The organism is Streptomyces narbonensis, assembly GCF_014649015.1.
Taxonomy (GTDB): domain Bacteria; phylum Actinomycetota; class Actinomycetes; order Streptomycetales; family Streptomycetaceae; genus Streptomyces; species Streptomyces narbonensis.
On record NZ_BMSF01000004.1, the window covers coordinates 384279 to 399808 of the forward strand.

At 67.9% G+C, this 15530-nt stretch carries 13 protein-coding genes; 4 read left to right on the forward strand and 9 right to left on the reverse strand.

Going from position 1 to position 15530, the window contains the following annotated elements; translation table 11 throughout:
- Nucleotides 1-31: 31 nt before the first annotated feature.
- Both IE124_RS10305 and mshA read right to left on the reverse strand, forming a co-directional pair.
- Nucleotides 32-526, reverse strand: coding sequence for a type III secretion system chaperone family protein (locus tag IE124_RS10305; RefSeq protein WP_189507062.1), 495 nt, complete (start codon nucleotides 524-526; stop codon nucleotides 32-34).
- Complete coding sequence (gene mshA / locus IE124_RS10310; protein ID WP_189507063.1) at nucleotides 519-1886, reverse strand: D-inositol-3-phosphate glycosyltransferase; 1368 nt, start codon at nucleotides 1884-1886, stop codon at nucleotides 519-521. Before mshA ends, IE124_RS10305 begins: the two co-directional genes overlap by 8 nt.
- Nucleotides 1887-2243: 357 nt before the next feature.
- On the opposite strand from mshA, the gene IE124_RS10315 reads away from it, so the two are divergent.
- The 3 genes from IE124_RS10315 (at nucleotide 2244) to IE124_RS10325 (ending at nucleotide 6021) form a co-directional block, all read left to right on the forward strand.
- A complete protein-coding gene (locus IE124_RS10315; RefSeq protein WP_189507065.1) occupies nucleotides 2244-3038 on the forward strand; it encodes a class I SAM-dependent methyltransferase in 795 nt (264 codons plus the stop codon).
- Between the two features lie 227 nt (nucleotides 3039-3265).
- Entirely contained in the window at nucleotides 3266-4315 is a 1050-nt protein-coding gene (locus IE124_RS10320) for a C40 family peptidase (RefSeq protein WP_189507067.1), read from the forward strand.
- Between the two features lie 464 nt (nucleotides 4316-4779).
- A complete protein-coding gene (locus tag IE124_RS10325; protein WP_189507241.1) occupies nucleotides 4780-6021 on the forward strand; it encodes a PP2C family protein-serine/threonine phosphatase in 1242 nt (413 codons plus the stop codon).
- 114 nt (nucleotides 6022-6135) lie between these two features.
- Here the strand turns inward: IE124_RS10325 and IE124_RS10330 are convergent, their stop codons facing one another.
- The 4 genes from IE124_RS10330 to IE124_RS10345 all read right to left on the reverse strand — a co-directional run bounded on the left by IE124_RS10330 (nucleotide 6136) and on the right by IE124_RS10345 (nucleotide 9083).
- Nucleotides 6136-6477: a DUF2516 family protein gene (locus IE124_RS10330; protein WP_189507069.1), complete on the reverse strand. Its 342-nt coding sequence runs from the start codon at nucleotides 6475-6477 to the stop codon at nucleotides 6136-6138.
- Nucleotides 6478-6584: 107 nt separating this feature from the next.
- On the reverse strand, nucleotides 6585-7175 hold the full coding sequence (locus IE124_RS10335; protein WP_189507071.1) for a hypothetical protein: 591 nt from the start codon (nucleotides 7173-7175) through the stop codon (nucleotides 6585-6587).
- A gap of 35 nt (nucleotides 7176-7210) precedes the next feature.
- Nucleotides 7211-7651 carry a helix-turn-helix domain-containing protein gene (locus IE124_RS10340; protein WP_189507073.1) on the reverse strand — a complete coding sequence of 147 codons (441 nt, stop codon included), beginning with the start codon at nucleotides 7649-7651 and terminating at the stop codon, nucleotides 7211-7213.
- 118 nt (nucleotides 7652-7769) lie between these two features.
- Nucleotides 7770-9083, reverse strand: a complete 1314-nt coding sequence (locus IE124_RS10345) for a TniQ family protein (RefSeq protein ID WP_189507075.1) — start codon at nucleotides 9081-9083, stop codon at nucleotides 7770-7772.
- 36 nt (nucleotides 9084-9119) lie between these two features.
- Between IE124_RS10345 and IE124_RS10350 the strand changes: the two genes are divergently transcribed.
- Nucleotides 9120-10865, forward strand: coding sequence for an AIPR family protein (locus IE124_RS10350; protein ID WP_189507077.1), 1746 nt, complete (start codon nucleotides 9120-9122; stop codon nucleotides 10863-10865).
- Nucleotides 10866-10987: 122 nt separating this feature from the next.
- Here the strand turns inward: IE124_RS10350 and IE124_RS10355 are convergent, their stop codons facing one another.
- From IE124_RS10355 to IE124_RS10365, 3 genes are all read right to left on the reverse strand, one after another.
- Nucleotides 10988-12619, reverse strand: a complete 1632-nt coding sequence (locus IE124_RS10355) for a hypothetical protein (RefSeq protein WP_189507079.1) — start codon at nucleotides 12617-12619, stop codon at nucleotides 10988-10990.
- Between the two features lie 153 nt (nucleotides 12620-12772).
- Nucleotides 12773-14035, reverse strand: a complete 1263-nt coding sequence (locus tag IE124_RS10360) for a TniQ family protein (RefSeq protein WP_268246713.1) — start codon at nucleotides 14033-14035, stop codon at nucleotides 12773-12775.
- Nucleotides 14035-15300, reverse strand: coding sequence for a TniB family NTP-binding protein (locus IE124_RS10365; RefSeq protein WP_189507084.1), 1266 nt, complete (start codon nucleotides 15298-15300; stop codon nucleotides 14035-14037). The genes IE124_RS10360 and IE124_RS10365 overlap by 1 nt, the downstream gene beginning before the upstream one ends.
- Nucleotides 15301-15530 lie beyond the last annotated feature (230 nt).

Here is a 15530-nt window from a genome sequence, read left to right on the forward strand (position 1 = left end):
CATGGCAGTAGAAAGGACCCTCCGGAAGGGGTCAGCGGGTGGGTTTCTGAGTCAGATTCTTGAACGCGTCGAGGTTCCGCGTGGACTCGCCGCGCGAGACCCGCCACTCGTACTCCCGCCGGATCGCCGAGGCGAAGCCCAGCTCCAGGAGCGTGTTGAAGTCGCCGTCCGCCGCCTCCAGGACGGAGCCGAGCAGCCGGTCCAGCTCCTCGGGCGTGACGGCGGAGAGCGGGAGCTTCCCGGCGAGGTAGACGTCGCCGAGGCCGTCGACCGCGTAACTCACCCCGTACAGCTTGAGGTTGCGCTCCAGGAGCCAGCGGTGGACGCCCGACTCGTTCTCGTCGGGGTGCCGGATGACGAAGGCGTTGAGGGAGAGGGAGTGGCGGCCCGCCCGGAGCGACAGGGTGGTGAACAGCTTGCGCGTGCCCGGGAGCTTCACGACGTACGAGCCGGGCTCCGGGGACTCCCAGTCCAGCTCCGCGTCGTTGAAGGTGTCCTCGATGATCCGCCGAACGTCCTCAGCCATGGTGCGAGCGTACGCGACGGCGGTTCTCGCGGACCCGGTGGTCGTGCATGGCGGCCGTGTACACGTCGGCCGTGCCCGAGGCCGCCGTGTCCCAGCCGAACGACCCGGCGTGCAGGGCCGCCGCCGCGCCCATCCGGTCCGAGAGGGCCGGGTCGGCGACGAAGCGGCCGAGCGCGCGGGCGTAGTCCGCCGGGTCGTGACCCTGGACGAGGAAACCGGTCACGTCGTCCCGCACGGCGACGGGCAGGCCGCCCACCGCCGCCGCGACGACCGGGGTGCCGGCCGCCTGCGCCTCTATGGCGACCAGGCCGAAGGACTCGCTGTACGAGGGCATGACGAGGACGCTGGCCGCGCGGAACCAGTCCGCCAGCCGGTCCTGCCCCACCGGCGGGTGGAAGTGGACGACATCGGAGATGCCGAGCCGCGCGGCGAGCTTCTGGAGGCCCTCCGGCTTGGCCAGGCCGCTGCCGCTCGGGCCGCCGACGACCGGCACGACCATGCGCGAGCGCAGCGAGGGGTCCTGCTCCAGGAGCCGGGCGGCGGCGTGCAGCAGGATGTCCGGGGCCTTGAGGGGCTGGATGCGGCCGGCGAAGACGGGGATGAAGGCGTCCCGGGGGAGCCCGAGGCGGGCCCGGGCGGCGGCGCGGCCGTCGGCGGGGCGGAAGTGGTCGAGGTTCACGCCCGGGTGGACGACCGCGATCTTGCCGGGGTCCGCCTCGTAGAAGCGGGCGAGCTCGTCGGCCTCCTCGGCCGTGTTGGCGATCAGCCGGTCGGCGGCGGAGACGATCTGGGTCTCGCCGATGACGCGGGCGGCGGGCTCGGGGGTGTCGCCCTCGGCCAGCGCCGCGTTCTTGACCTTCGCCATGGTGTGCATCGCGTGGACGAGCGGGACGCCCCAGCGCTCGGCGGCCAGCCAGCCGACGTGGCCGGAGAGCCAGTAGTGGGAGTGGACCAGGTCGTAGTGGCCGGGCCGGTGGCCCGCCCACGCCTGCATCACGCCGTGCGTGAAGGCGCAGAGCTGGGCCGGCAGCTCCTCCTTGGCGAGCCCCTCGTACGGGCCCGCGTCGACGTGCCGGACGAGGACGCCGGGGGTGAGCTCGACGACCGGCGGGAGTCCGCCGGTGGTGGCCCGGGTGAAGATCTCCACCTCGATGTCGATGGCGGCGAGACGCTTGGCCAGCTCGACGATGTAGACGTTCATGCCGCCCGCGTCGCCCGTGCCCGGCTGGTGCAGGGGGGAGGTGTGGACGCTGAGCATGGCCACTCGGCGCGGGGTGCGGTTCCGGCCGGGGAGCCGGAGCCGGGTCGGTGCCTGATGCCTGTGCCGGGTACCGGCGAACCGGGACACGTACTGGCTCACGTCGGCGGTCCTTCCGCTCGGGGATCCCGAGGGCGGCCTCGGGGCTGAGCTGTGTCGGGCTTGCTGAGCTGTGTGGGGCGTACTGAGGTGTGTCGGGCTTGCTGAGCTGTGTGGGGCGTACTGAGCTGTATCGGGCGTACTGAACCGGGTGGCGCGTACGGCACCACGTCGGGCGTGGCGAACCATGCCCGGGCGTGCTGGGTCGTGTCGGGCATGACTCTCGGAGGGCGCGTACGTCCTCCAGCCCCCACAACACCGGAATGGCTCCTTTCATTTCCAAGTGCGGAAGCGTTTTGCCAATTCGTTGCCGGGACGGGGCCCCCTCGGCCCCGCACCCCCACCCTTTACGCTCGTGTCATGGCCCCGCGCACCACCCGCCCCGTCGGCACCCCGACCCGCGGGACCACCAACCCGAACCGCCTGCGCCGCATGGACCGCTGGATCGCCGCCGTCCACGGCCCCGCCCTGCGCCGCTCCCCCGAACCGCCGCTCGCCGTCGACCTCGGATACGGGGCCGCCCCCTGGACCGCCGTCGAGCTCCTCGCCCGGCTGCGCACCGCCGAGCCCCGCACCCGGCTCTACGGCATCGAGATCGAGCCCGCCCGCGTCGAGGCCGCGAGGGCGTACGAGCACGAGGGCCTCTCCTTCCTGCACGGCGGCTTCGAGGTGCCGGTGCCCGGTACGGTCGCCCTGATCCGGGCGGCGAACGTGCTGCGTCAGTACGACGAGGAGCAGGTCGCGGCCGTGTGGGCCCGGCTGTGCGGGCGGCTCGCGCCCGGGGGACTGCTCGTCGAGGGCACCTGCGACGAGATCGGCCGACGGCACGTGTGGGTGGCCCTCGACCGGAGCGGTCCGCGCACGGTCACCTTCGCGACCCGGCTCGGCTCGCTGGAGCGCCCTTCGGACCTGGCGGAGCGGCTCCCGAAGGCGCTGATCCACCGCAACGTGCCGGGCGAGCCGGTGCACGCCTTCCTCCGGGACTTCGACCGGGCGTGGGCGGCGGCCGCCCCGTACGCCTCGCTCGGCGCGCGGCAGCGCTGGATCCGCTCCGTACGCGAACTGGCGGCGGACTGGCCGCTGACGGACGGTCCGCGGCGGTGGCGGCAGGGCGAGGTGACGGTGCGCTGGGAGGCGCTGGCCCCCCGGGCCTGACGACGTCCTCCGCCACTCGAACGACCTTCCGTCTCCCCAACTGCCGCTGAATTCCGCGCGCCTCGGGAACGCCACCCCCGCATCACTCGTCCCTTTGAGGAGAACGGGCCCGACAGGCCCTGGTTTCCCCTGTTGCTTTCCGGTTTCGCATGGCACTATCGCCAAGGCCGCCGCCAAGTTACTGACGGTAAATCAGATGACCGCGGGCCGCTTACGAGGGGGAGCTTGTGAACCGACGTCGCCACACCACCGCCGCGATCACCGTGATCTGCGCCCTGGCGGTGCTGGCCTCACCGGCACTGACCCTCCAGGCCGCCGCCGCACCCCTCCCCCCGGACGCTCCGAAGAAGAGCCTGGAAGAGGTGCGCAAGGAGATAGACGGCCTCTACCGGCAGGCCGCCGTCGCCACCGACGCGTACAACCTCGCCGAGGAGAGGACCAAGGAGCAGTCCGCCGAGATCGTCCGGCTCGCCCGGATGATCGTCGAGGGCCGCGAGAAGGTCGAGGACCTCAAGGCCAAGGCGGGCGCCGCCGCGCGCGCCCAGTACCGCAACGGCGGGCTCCCGGAAGGGGCTCAGCTCGTCCTCACCGACGACCCGCAGCTCTTCCTCGACGCCGCGGGCCGCCTCAAGGCCGGCGCGAAGGCCACCACCGACCTCCTCGGCGAGATGACCCGCACCCAGGCCGAGCTGGACGTCTACGCCAAGGACGCCGGCGCCAACTGGACCAAGCTGGAGGCCCACCGGGTCAAGCAGGCCCAGGCGAAGAAGGAGATCAACGACAAGATCGCCGCGGCCAAGAAGCTGGAGTCCGAGCTCGCCGCCGAGGAGCGCGAGCGACTGCGCCGTCTGGAGGAGCAGGCGCAGTACCGGGCCCAGACGACCTGGCTCGACACCGGCATCCTCGGCGACCTCAGGACGGGGGCGACCCCGGAGGGCAAGAAGGCGGTCGAGTTCGCGACGGCGCAGGTCGGCAAGCCGTACGTGTGGGGCGCGGAGGGACCGGACTCCTTCGACTGTTCCGGCCTGACCCAGCTCGCCTGGGCCAAGGCGGGCGCCCCGATCCCGCGCACCTCGCAGGAGCAGTGGCGGCTGCTGCCGCGCGTGGCCGTCAAGGACATGCGCCCGGGCGACCTGATCGTCTACTTCAAGGACGCGAGCCACATCGGGATGTACATCGGCAAGGGCGCGATGGTGCACGCACCGCGCCCGGGCCGGAACGTGACCATCGCGGGGGCGGGCTCGATGGAGATCCTGGGAGTGGTCCGGCCCGGATAGGCGCGCGGCGACGGGTCCACACCCGCCGCGGCGACGGGTCCGCGCTTGCCGCGGCGACGGGTCCACACTTGGCGCGGCGACGCGTCCGCGCCCGCCCCGTTTGACCGGATGCCGCCATTCTGGCCGGATCTCGCCCCCGACCTGACGGACCTCCCCCGCCCGGCGTGACCTTTCTCATTGCCGCCGGGCCCCTTCCACGGCCGCCCGCGGCCCTTCCCGCGACAACTACCTCCCCATCCGCGGCATATGCCAAGCCCGGGGAGATCACTCCCCCGCTGATCACCATTCCGTTGCGCACCGACCTACCGCTAGGGTCCGGGACGGGCGGGGCGCCACCCGGCGCCCTGCGCACCCTCGGGGGGAGGGAAGGAAGCTCCGGACCGATGCCCGTATCCGTACCGCGCCAGAGAATCGTCTCTGCAGACGCGGGACCCGGCGACGCCACCGCAATGGACGCCACCGCTATGGACGCCACCGCTATGACCGGCACAGGCACAGGAACCGACCGCGATCGCACCGATCTCACCCTCCTGGTCGTCGAGGACGACCCGGCGGGTGCCCTCGCCGTGCCCGAACTCCTCGACGCGGCGGACGCCGCCGGCACCCGCGTGCGCATCCGTACCGCCCGCAACCTCACCGAGGCCGAGCGGCTCCTCACCGACGACGTCCACTGCGTCCTCGTCGACCTCTCCCTGCCCAGCCCTCGCACCGCCACCGGGGACGACCCGCTCGCCCCGCTGCGCCACATCCTGCGGCTCGCCCCGCGCCACGCCGTCCTCGCCCTCGCGGCCTCCGCCGACGCGGAGCTGGCGGCCGAGGCGGTACGGGTCGGGGCCCAGGACCACCTCTTCCGCGAGGAGCTCGACGGGCGGCTGCTCAGCCGGGCCATCCGGTACGCGGTCGAGCGCAAGCGCGCCGACGCCGTCCAGGTGAAGCTGGCCGAGTCCCGGCTGAGGGCCCAGGAGAACGCCCGCCTGGAGCGCGGCCTGCTCCCGACCCCGCTCCTGGAGGGCTCGGACCTGCGCTTCGCGTCGCGCTACCGGCCCGGCCGCTCCCGCGCGCTGCTCGGCGGCGACTTCTACGACACCGTGCGCACCCCCGACGGCACCGTCCACGCCATGATCGGCGACGTCTGCGGGCACGGCCCGGACGAGGCGGCCCTCGGCGTCGAGCTGCGGATCGCCTGGCGGGCACTGACCTTCGCGGGGCTGTGCGGGGACGAGCTGCTCTCGACGATGCAGCAGGTCCTGGAGCACGAGCGGGAGAGCGACGAGATCTTCGCGACCCTCTGCACCGTCGACATCGCGCCCGACGGCCGCCGGGCGGGCCTCTGCCTCGCCGGCCACCCGTCGCCGCTGATCGCCCGGCAGGGGCAGGCGGCCCGGCTTCTCCCGTACGAGGACGGGGGCCCGGCCCTGGGTCTGCTGCCGCGCGCCCGATGGCCGCGCCGGCAGGTGGAGCTGGGCGGGGCATGGAGCCTGCTCATGTACACGGACGGGCTGATCGAGGGCCGCTCGGCAGGCCCCGGCTCGCCGCGGCTCGGCCAGGACGGGATGGTCCAGATGATCAACCGACAGCTGTCCGAGGGCCTGCGGGGCGAGGAGCTCCTGGAGGCGGCGGTGACCGAGGTGCGGGCGCTGAACGGCGGCGAGCTGACGGACGACGTCGCCGTCCTGGCCCTGGAAAGGGACAGGGCCCGGAGCTGACCCCGGGCCCTGCCACTCGCTCTCGTACGACTTCTCGTACTCCTCGTACTCCTCGTACTCCTCGTACTTCTCGTACTTCTCGTACGACCGGTCCTGTCCGGTCGGGGCGATCCGCTATCGGCCGCCGTTGTAGGGGCCGTACGGTCCGTCGCTGCTGGAGCCGCCGCCGCGGCGGCCTCCGCCGCCGGAGACCTGCGCGAGCGCGGGGCGTACGTCCACCATGAAGACGATGGCGGCGATCAGCCCGGCGATCTGCAGGAACAGCATGGGCAGCAGCAGGTTGATGACGAGGTTGACGGCCAGGAGGATCAGCCAGAACTTCTTCGTCTGCTTCTCGGCGGCGCGGTAGGCGTCCTCGCGTGCCATGGCGGCGAAGACGAGCGCGGCGACGGCGAAGCCGGTGAAGACCAGGAAGATCACCAGAGTGAGAAGGGAGTCGAATCCCGCGCGCAACATGCTGAGCACCGCCTAGTGGTGATGTGGAGAAAGCGCCTCGCGGTCAAGGTACCCGTTACAACGCACCGGATACCCGTATTGGTGCCCGCCCGGGTCAGCCCGCTCCCTTACTCCTTCTCGGCGGCGACGACGGCCGCCTTCTTGGCGGGGGCCTTGCGGGCGGTGGCCTTCTTGGCGGGCGCCTTCTCGGCCTCGGCGACCGGGCTCTCGTCCGACGCCGCCACGGGCTCCGTCTCGGGCTCCGTGGCCGGCTCCGTCGCGGGCTCCGGCTCGACGACGACGGCGATCTCCGTGATCCCCTCGGCCGCCTCCCCACGCCAGACCTTGACGGCCTCCTCGCCGCGGGCGGCGACCTCCTCGTACTTCTCGCGCGCCTTGACCGCGTACTCGGCGGCCACGCCGACACTGCGGAGGGCGAGGTCCTGCGCGGTCTCGCCGAACTTCTTGAGGTCGGTGTCGAGACCGCCGACGACCTCGGCGAACTTCGACTGCACGGTGACCTGGGCCTCCTTGGCCTGCGCGGTCACCTTCTCCTGCACGGCCTTCGGGTCGGTCTTCCGCACGGCCTCGATACGGGCGGGCGCCTCGGCGGCGAGCTGCTCGATCAGGCCGGGGACCTTCCTGGCCTGCCGCACGGCGAGGTCGGCGGTGCCGGCGGCGAAGTAGAGAGGGGTACGCAGTTCGTCGATGATGGCCATGCTGGTGGTCCTCCCGGGTGTGACGTACGTACGGACTAGCGCGAAGGCGATTCGGCATCGGGTGCGGGTGCGGGGCCGTCGGCACCGGCGTCCGCCGCCTGGGCGGCGGCCTCGGCGGCCTCGGCGGCCTCGGCGGCGTTCTCCTTGCGGAAGGAGTCGTAGATCTGGAGCAGCACTTGCTTCTGCCGCTCGCTGATCGAGGGATCGGCCAGGATGACGGCGCGCGTCTCCAGCTCGTCCCGCTCCTTCTCGTCGAGGATCCCGGCCCGCACGTAGAGCGTCTCGGCGGAGATCCGCAGCGCCTTGGCGACCTGCTGCAGAACCTCCGCGCTGGGCTTCCGCAGCCCCCGCTCGATCTGGCTCAGGTACGGATTCGACACGCCGGCCGCGTCGGCGAGCTGCCGCAGGGACAGCTGCGCGGTCCTCCGCTGCTCGCGGAGGTACTCACCGAGATTGCCGACGTTGAGCGATGCCATGCCCCGACCATGCCAGCCTCTGCTAACTATTGCAAGCAGGCGCTTGCAACAGTGTCGTGGCGCGGAAGGGGCCGTGCTGTGACTGAGCACGATGGTTGTCACTTGAGCAGGACAACTGTCACCGGGGCTCACGTCGGCGATACCCCTCCGGACGCGCTCCGCTACCACCGCCCTTGGGGATCGGCCCGCGGGCGATGATGGCACCCATGGCCATCATGCTCTTGGAGCGGTTCATGCTGACGATCCGCAGCGGGAACGAGACCCACGCCTCGCGTCGGAGGTAGATCGACAACGCCTGATCGACACGGCCGGCTTGATGGATGAGCGGCAGCATGAGCTCCCGCGCCTGTTCCTCGTCCGAGGCGTCGAGCAGCCGCTCGGCGATTCCGAGCACCGCGCCCATGAGAAACGGGTCCAGCGGTGGGTCGGTGAAAGGACGCGAGCTGTGCTTCTTCCCGGGCCGGTCACGAAGGGCCGCTGCTCGGGCAAGGCGCTCTTCGGCTTCCCGGTCAAGGGCCTCCGCGAGCGCCGGGGTCGCGGCGAAGGAGCGAGCCGCAGGCCAGGAGAGGAATACAAGGCCGAGCAGCGCTCTCAGGTCGGCGAAGTAGTCAGCGGCGCGGATTAGCCAGCCGACGCTCGGGGTCACGGCAGGGCCGGCGGGGTCGAGAAGTCTCAGGAGCCGGCGCTGAAGGCCGAGGAGATGCTCCAGCGTCTGCGGGTCGGGGGCGATCTCCGGACCAGCCCCGGCTGGCTCCGCGAGCTGCGCGCCGCAGGCCGGCTGGAGGCGCCCGACGGTGCGCGGCGCGATCGTGGTCCGGCACTGCGTCGGATGAAGATCCTCGTCCCAGGGACGGGCGATGATTCTGTTCATCTCGACCGCGTGGACGGGCTGACGGCAGGCCGGGCAGTTGATCCGAAGGAGACGACGATGCCGAGGGCAAGCGAAGACCGGCGGGAGGCGCCAGGAAAGCCGCCAGGCCCCACCGTGGCGCTGTTGGATCTCACTCCCGTCTCCGGTGAGACATTGTGGGCAGTACCTGGGCCTGCGAGTCAGCAGCCACGCATTGCCGTTGACCATCCTCGCGGCGCTACTGCGCGGGGTGAACTTCCCATTCAGCGGCCCATATCGCTCAGCAAGCGAGGAGGTCAGCAGTCGGCCGACCTCATCCGGGGAGAGGCAGGCGGTCCGGGCGAAGTGCCGGATCCGTTCGAGATCAAGATCGTGCAGCAGCCGCATGGGAACGCGGAACAGCGCGTTCTCCTTACGGCCGCCGGTCAGGCCGGTCCGAATCGTCACCGCTCCGGGAGACACCCCAAGACGGTGCGCGAGACGGAGCACATAGCCGGTCAGCGCCTCGTCGGTCAGAGGGTCGAGGCTGCGGGGCAGCGGACGCATGACCTTATGGTGTTCCGATTGCAGCAGCTGAAACACGACCTGCCTGCTGCGCAGGGCGAGTAGCCTGTCCGCGTGACAGACAGCCTTGAAGTGGCACTCCAGCAGCGAGTCGACCTTGATCGATACGGTTCGAACAAGCGGCTGCTGTTCGCCCTGCAGCTCACATTCGACATTGAAGACATCGATACCGTGGCCGCCACGGCACTCACGGACTCCTCCAATGATAAAGCTTGCGATCTGCTCTATATTGACCGCAATGCAGGCCGCGTTGTTCTCGCCCAGGGGTACGAGTCTGAGAACGCAGCGAGGCAGCAGGCGCCTGCGGGCAAGGCCGCCACCCTCCATCAGGCAGTCAATTGGTTGTTCAACAAGAGCCAGCCCGTGGGGGTGCCTGATGCACTACTCGGCGCCTGGCGTGAGCTCCACGATGCTCTCGAAGATGACGCCATTGGCGACGTCGAGATCTGGTACGTCCACAATCTGCCGGAATCAAAGCAGGTCGCCGAGGAGATCCAAGCGGCACGCGACGCCGCGTACGCCCAGTTGGGCCACGGCTACCCGGGGAACGAGATTGACATCTCTGGGACTGAGCTGGGTCGAGCGGTTCTGTCCCGACGTTACGAGAGTTCACAGACCCCGATCCTTGTGTCGGACACTTTCAAGGTCAAAGTCCCGGGCGCCTTCGTGGAGCGCGGCGATAAGTGGACCGCCTTGTGCACGAGCGTCCCGATCAGCTGGCTTTACGAGCGGTATGCACAGCACGGTGCCGATCTGTTCTCCCCGAATGTCCGCGACTACTTGGGCAGCCGTCGGTCACAGAGCAACATCAACAACGGAATCCAAGAGACGGTACGCAACGAGCCAGCGAACCTGTGGGCCTACAACAACGGAATTACGGCTCTAGTTCACAGCTTCAACCTCGATGCGTACAGTCTTGAGATCACCGGACTGGGGATCGTCAACGGCGCCCAGACCACGGGAGCGATTGGGTCCGTCCCGGCTGAGAAGATCGGCGACGAGAGCCATGTGCTTACCCGGTTCATTCGCTGCGATGACCCTGAAACCGTCAGGAATATCGTCCGTTTCAATAATCGACAGAATCCGACGCAGGCCTCGGACTTCCGCAGTAACGATGGAATCCAGAGGCGTCTCGTCCAGGAGTTCCAGAAGCTGGGCGTCGTCGGATACAGCGGCGGCCGGCGCGGTGGCTCTGAGGACGTGATCCGTCGCCCCGGTGAAAACCAGCTATCTGCCGAGGCCGCGGCCCAGGCGCTCGCCGCCTTTCACGGGCAGTCTGGCGTCGCCTACCACGAGAAGAGCAAGATCTGGGAACAGGACGCCATTTACAGCAGCGTCTTCCCCGAGCGCGTCACAGCTGAGCACATCGTATTCGTAGCGAGTCTGCTGCGCGCCGTCGAGTTGGAAAAGACGAAGCTGGGTCAAATCGACGCGTCAGCGAGAACAGAGGACCAGGCAGAACTGTTCGACTGGCTTGGCCTTCGAGGGTCGATCATGCTGGCCGTCGAAGCCATCGGGCACGCGCGTGAGTCCGTCATTGGAGCCGCCGTCAGTGACCCGTACACCCTGCGGTTCAAGAAGAACCTCAGCATGCCCAAGGCTACCCAGACATGGGAACCTGTCGTCGAAACCCTGCTTGCCTTCGCCCCGGACCAACTTCGGAACCCATTGGTGACGTCCAGTCTGCGCAACAGGCCTGCAGTGACCAAGGCACTGAGCAACTTCCGCTCGCAGGTCGTGGCGGCACGAAAGCACAACAGGGAAACCTACGAACTCTTCGCAGACCGGGTCACCGTGTAACCGCAGACGCCGGTCCGTCCACAGGACACCGCTACCCAAGGTGACAGCCCTCCGATCCCGCCCGAGCCCGACGGCAAAGCAGCCAACCGAGCAGGCTGGAGCAGACAGACTCCTCCCGCTACCTACCGCACCAGGGAAACCGATACGGAGGAGTCTTCACCGGGAATAATCGTCACCTTGATCATGCCACCTGACCCTTCGGCAGCATCGATATCAACTATCACCTCAAGTACCACGGAGGAAAACGTCATGTCGAGGCGTCCAAGGTTGAAGGAATCATCACCCAGCCGGAGAATCATGTCGTTTCTGATGACGAAATCGGATACGGCTCCTCCCGCTTGAAGCTGCTGGAGCTCAGGAGTATCCAACCCTGCCCGCTGGATCGCAAAGGAAACACGGCTCCACTGGAAAGTGCATGTCTCGCTGGTCAGATAACGATGCGCATCCCTGATCGATTCGAATTCTTCGTCAGTTAGAGACTGCGGAACAGGGAAGTACACACCACTGATGCGCTGAATGTCATCCAGGATCTGGAGCTGCTTAATTGAGTCACCAGCATCTGGGTAGGAGGAAGACAGATCCATCGGGGGGCCGATTTCCTTGCCGTTAAGCACCATGGACGCCGCGCGACCCTCAGTCGCCTCAGCCAGGAAGCGGACCGCCGGCAACAGAATACCGGGCAGACTGTCCTCCGGAAGGTGGAATGAGTACGTAATCTTCGCACGATGGGTTGGCGCATCAAAACGAGCCTTTACCCTCGCAACCCCACCGAGGTCTTCAAGCCTCAGTTCAATACCTCGCTTACCAGCCGTCCTCTCTTTGGCTTCAAGTGGCAGATGAGCCCTAACGACCCCTTGCGCATCGCGGATACGCAGAGCGAATCGCGCACCGATCAGGGGTGCATTGTCGACGGCGCCTCCGACTTGAAGTTCACCACCTTCAAAAATTCCACCAAACTCTGCAGGCGCATCGACGACAAAACTCTTGACAAACTCGCTTGAAACAACACTGGTCGCCCCATAGTCAAAACTATCCTGCAGTGCTCGCGCCGCTTGCTTGCCATCCTCCGTGTCAGGGAACTCAAATGTTCCACCGATGCGAATAGGCCGATCCTTTTGCGCGCCTGGGTATCTTGGGAGTGTCGTAACACTAACCGACCCGTTGGGCTGAACATTGAAGCCAAACACGTAGTGCGGGTCAAGAGAGTTGAGGCGATCCTTGAGGGTACGCACTCGCTCTACAAGATCAGAAACCCCTCGGGTAAGAGCAGCTTGCTCCTGATTGAGCTCTCGCATCATGTTGACAATCTCGTCATTACTGCCTTCAAGGTAGTAACGCGGGAGCTCCGGGTGGGAAGCCATCTGGCTATCCAGCCAATCCTTTCCGCGCCAATCGCATGGGAATGAATACTTGGCTGCGAGACCGTTGAACCATTCCAGTTCACCATCAGTGTGATTGATGGGAACCACTAGGTGCCAAGCAGTGGGATTGCGCTCGGCTGCCCTCTTGAGGGAGTCGGCAACCTGACGCCTTCTCCCGGACCTTTCGTCCAGGCGCCCGGTGAAGCTCTTGAGCTCGAAAATTTCCAGTCCTGCAGGAAGTGGGACCTGGACGTCGCGGCCTTTGTCGCCGCCCGCCCCATCAATGCGTTCAGCTTGAGGGTGAAGCCGGCTGATCAGAACAGAAACCATGTCCTCATAAACGTTGGACCCCAATCGCTCATCGGTCCAGTCGACTCGATTCTTCGTCACCATTCCTGCTCCTTACAGCAGCAACTGACACCCGTCACCCCGCATGCCCCCTTAATTCTCCTATGAACGTCGGGAGCCCGCAGCCCCTTTGCTGACAACTACCTGCATCTCGTCGCGGAGACCCCTCCAAGGGCAGGTTGGCCACATCGTCACGCCCTAGCCAGTTATCCCGCCTGCTCTTTGGCCAACTCGACTGAACCCCTTGTTCTCGATCCGCTGCCCCATCCGCTGGAATGAGCCGCGGTCCTGGCGCGAGGTCAGGAGGATGGTCTGGAGCGGGTAGGAGGTCCCGCTGAGGCGCCGGAACTGGTAACTCATCGAAAAGTTCAGCTCCTTTGCTCCATCAATGATCGGCGCCATCAACTCGTGCGTCTCGTTCTCGTCCGGAGCCGACAAGAGCCGTGCGGCTATGCCCAGCACCGCGCCTGCGACGGCGGGATCCGCCGCCGGATCGCTGTAGTGGTGCGAGGCCTGACGCCGTCGGCCGGCCTCGGCCTCAGCACGGGACTTGGCGAACTCAGCGTGCCGTTTCCCTGCCTCCCGGTCGACCAACACGGCCAGGGCCTCCGTGTCGGCGAGTTCCCTGGGGCGGGGCCACGTCATGAAGATCAACGCACTCAGAGCGCGTAGATCAATGAAGTACTGGGCCGCTGGAATCAGCCATCCGAAGCTGCCCACTTCCTTCGGCCCATCGGGGTCCAAGAGCCTGTCGAAGTAGTGCTGAAGCCTCAGCAACGCGGCGACTGCGGAGGGAGCGTAGGGAAGTCGGTCCGCCTCGGCGCCGGCCAGACCCGCACCGCAGATCGCTCGCGTGTCAGGGAGGGTGGCTCTGCACTGAACGGGGTGGAGGCCTGCCTCGGAGGCTCGGGCGATCAGGCTGCCAGCGCGGGCTGCGTTGATGTCCTGCCCGCAGCGAGGGCAGCCGTACAGCAGCGGGCGCTGATGACGCAGACAGGCGAAGACGGGAGGCAATCTCCAGGACCGGTGCCAACGCCCGCCATGACGCTCTTCGATCTCGGTTCCGTCACCGGAGAGGCATCGCGGGCAGTACCGGGTCGCTTTGGTGAGAATCCAGCGGTTGTTGTGGGTCATTCCCGTGGGCGTACGGAACTCGGCCAGCAGACGTGCGTTCAGCGGACCGTAGCGCTCGCCCAACGGGGAGGTCAGCAGCCCCCGGGCCTCGTCATGCGTGAGGCGAGTGGCGCGGGCGAATGCGTCGAGCCGCTGCTCGTCCAGGTCGTGCAGAAGGCGAACGGGAATGCCGTTTCGACCGCGTCCCGGAACAACGAGCCCTGTTCGGACGGCGATCTCCAAGGGTGCGGCGCCGAACCGGTGCGCGAGTCGGAGCAGATAGCCGTGGATCGATTCATCCTCCAACGGGTCCAGGCTCCGGGGCAGGAGTCGCAGTCGGCCTGCCATCAGGCATCGACGGCGGGGCGGCCGCCCTGGTCGTCGAAGACGGTGTTCCGGCCGCGCCTGCGGCGCTTGGGTGCGGCTCCTCTTCCCTCGTCCTTCAGCACGGGGACCTCACCGGAGCCCGGGTCCCGCCCGGGGACGTTGCCGAGATTGATGGGGATCTCCTGGAGCAGGTCGATGGTCAGGTTCTCCTGGCCGTTCTCCATGGCCTTGGTGCAGCCGTCCTCGATGAGGCGTTTCAGCAGTCCGACGATCCCCTCGGTGCGGCGGAACAGGTACTCGGGCATCGTGCCGTCGGTGAGCATGCCCGGCGCCGCGCGGAAGAGCCGTAGCTGGTCCTCGATGCCGGCGAGGTGGTTGACCCAGGCGGCGATGCCGTCGGGGGTGTCGTAGTGGAACGGGTCAAGGTTGATCATGTCGAAGCGGCGTTCGGTCTGGGTGGCCGCCTCGTCGTTGTGGCTTCTGCCTCGCCTGACGGGCGACAGCACCGTCTGCCCGGTGCGCGGGTCATGACGGCCTTCCCGCAGCAGCCCGGAACCGGGGATGTTGACGCCGATGAGGACGAGCGTGACGTTCAGGCTCATCAGGTCCCGGATGAGGTCGAGGGTGTCCTGGTCGTCTTCCCGGTGCATCTTCAAGCGGGTGATGTCGTCGAGCAGCAGCGCTGTGGTGCAGTGCGCGTGCAGGGACTCGCGGACGTTGCGGATCAGCCCGCGCAGGGTCTTGGCGTGCGGAGCTCCGTAGAAGTCCAGGATCGCCTCGCACAGTCCCTTCGGCGTGGCCTTGACCGGCGTCTGGCAGTAGGCCACCGGCAGGAAGAGGTCCCGGGTGCCGGGGATCGCGTTCGGGTTGAGCTGGTGGTGCAGGTCGCGCCAGAAGTCTTCGAACTCGGCGGCGGTCTCGCAGGCCGTCTCCGTCTTTCCCTGGTAGCCGCCGCCGTTGATCATCAGTCCGTCGCGGGTTCCGGGGGTCTGCTTCAGTGCGCTGTTCTGGAGTCTGGCCCGCATCAGCGCGGTGACCTGTGCGCTCATCGGGGTTTCCTGCATCCGCAGGTTCACGTGGGTCGCCGCCCTGTGCAGGTCGTGCAGTCCGCGCTTGCGGGGGCTCATGGCCCGGTACTGGTCCAGCGTCAGTTTCGGTGCCGGGATGAAGGCTCCTCGTGTTTGCCGCCATTGCTGGTATCCCTCGTGGGTGACCCGGTTCGGCGAGGGGCCGATCCGGAGGAACGGGACGACACTGTCCTGCGGTCCGCTCTGGCCATCGGCCACGTCATTCCCCTCCGGCCGGGAGCGAACTGCCGCCCGGCTCGTCCTCGTCGTTCTCGTCCCCGTCGGGCAGGATGAACAAGTTCCTCTTGCGGTAGCTGGCGCCCAGCGGGGGCGGCAGCGCGGGTCGGGTCGGCCCGGCCCAGCGGGGGCGGCAGCGCGGGTCGGGTCGGCCCGGTTTCTTCTCTGCGTCGGCGACGCTCGGCGTCCAGGCTCTCCTCGGCCCTGCGTGC

What these genes read in the sequence shown, in the direction of transcription:
- IE124_RS10330 (WP_189507069.1), bottom strand. Translation starts at nt 6,477, where the DNA reads ATGTTGCGCGCGGGATTCGACTCCCTTCTCACTCTGGTGATCTTCCTG.
- IE124_RS10315 (WP_189507065.1), top strand. Translation starts at nt 2,244, where the DNA reads ATGGCCCCGCGCACCACCCGCCCCGTCGGCACCCCGACCCGCGGGACC.
- IE124_RS10340 (WP_189507073.1), bottom strand. Translation starts at nt 7,651, where the DNA reads ATGGCATCGCTCAACGTCGGCAATCTCGGTGAGTACCTCCGCGAGCAG.
- IE124_RS10305 (WP_189507062.1), bottom strand. Translation starts at nt 526, where the DNA reads ATGGCTGAGGACGTTCGGCGGATCATCGAGGACACCTTCAACGACGCG.
- IE124_RS10335 (WP_189507071.1), bottom strand. Translation starts at nt 7,175, where the DNA reads ATGGCCATCATCGACGAACTGCGTACCCCTCTCTACTTCGCCGCCGGC.
- IE124_RS10325 (WP_189507241.1), top strand. Translation starts at nt 4,780, where the DNA reads ATGGACGCCACCGCTATGACCGGCACAGGCACAGGAACCGACCGCGAT.
- IE124_RS10360 (WP_268246713.1), bottom strand. Translation starts at nt 14,035, where the DNA reads ATGGCAGGCCGACTGCGACTCCTGCCCCGGAGCCTGGACCCGTTGGAG.
- IE124_RS10355 (WP_189507079.1), bottom strand. Translation starts at nt 12,619, where the DNA reads ATGGTGACGAAGAATCGAGTCGACTGGACCGATGAGCGATTGGGGTCC.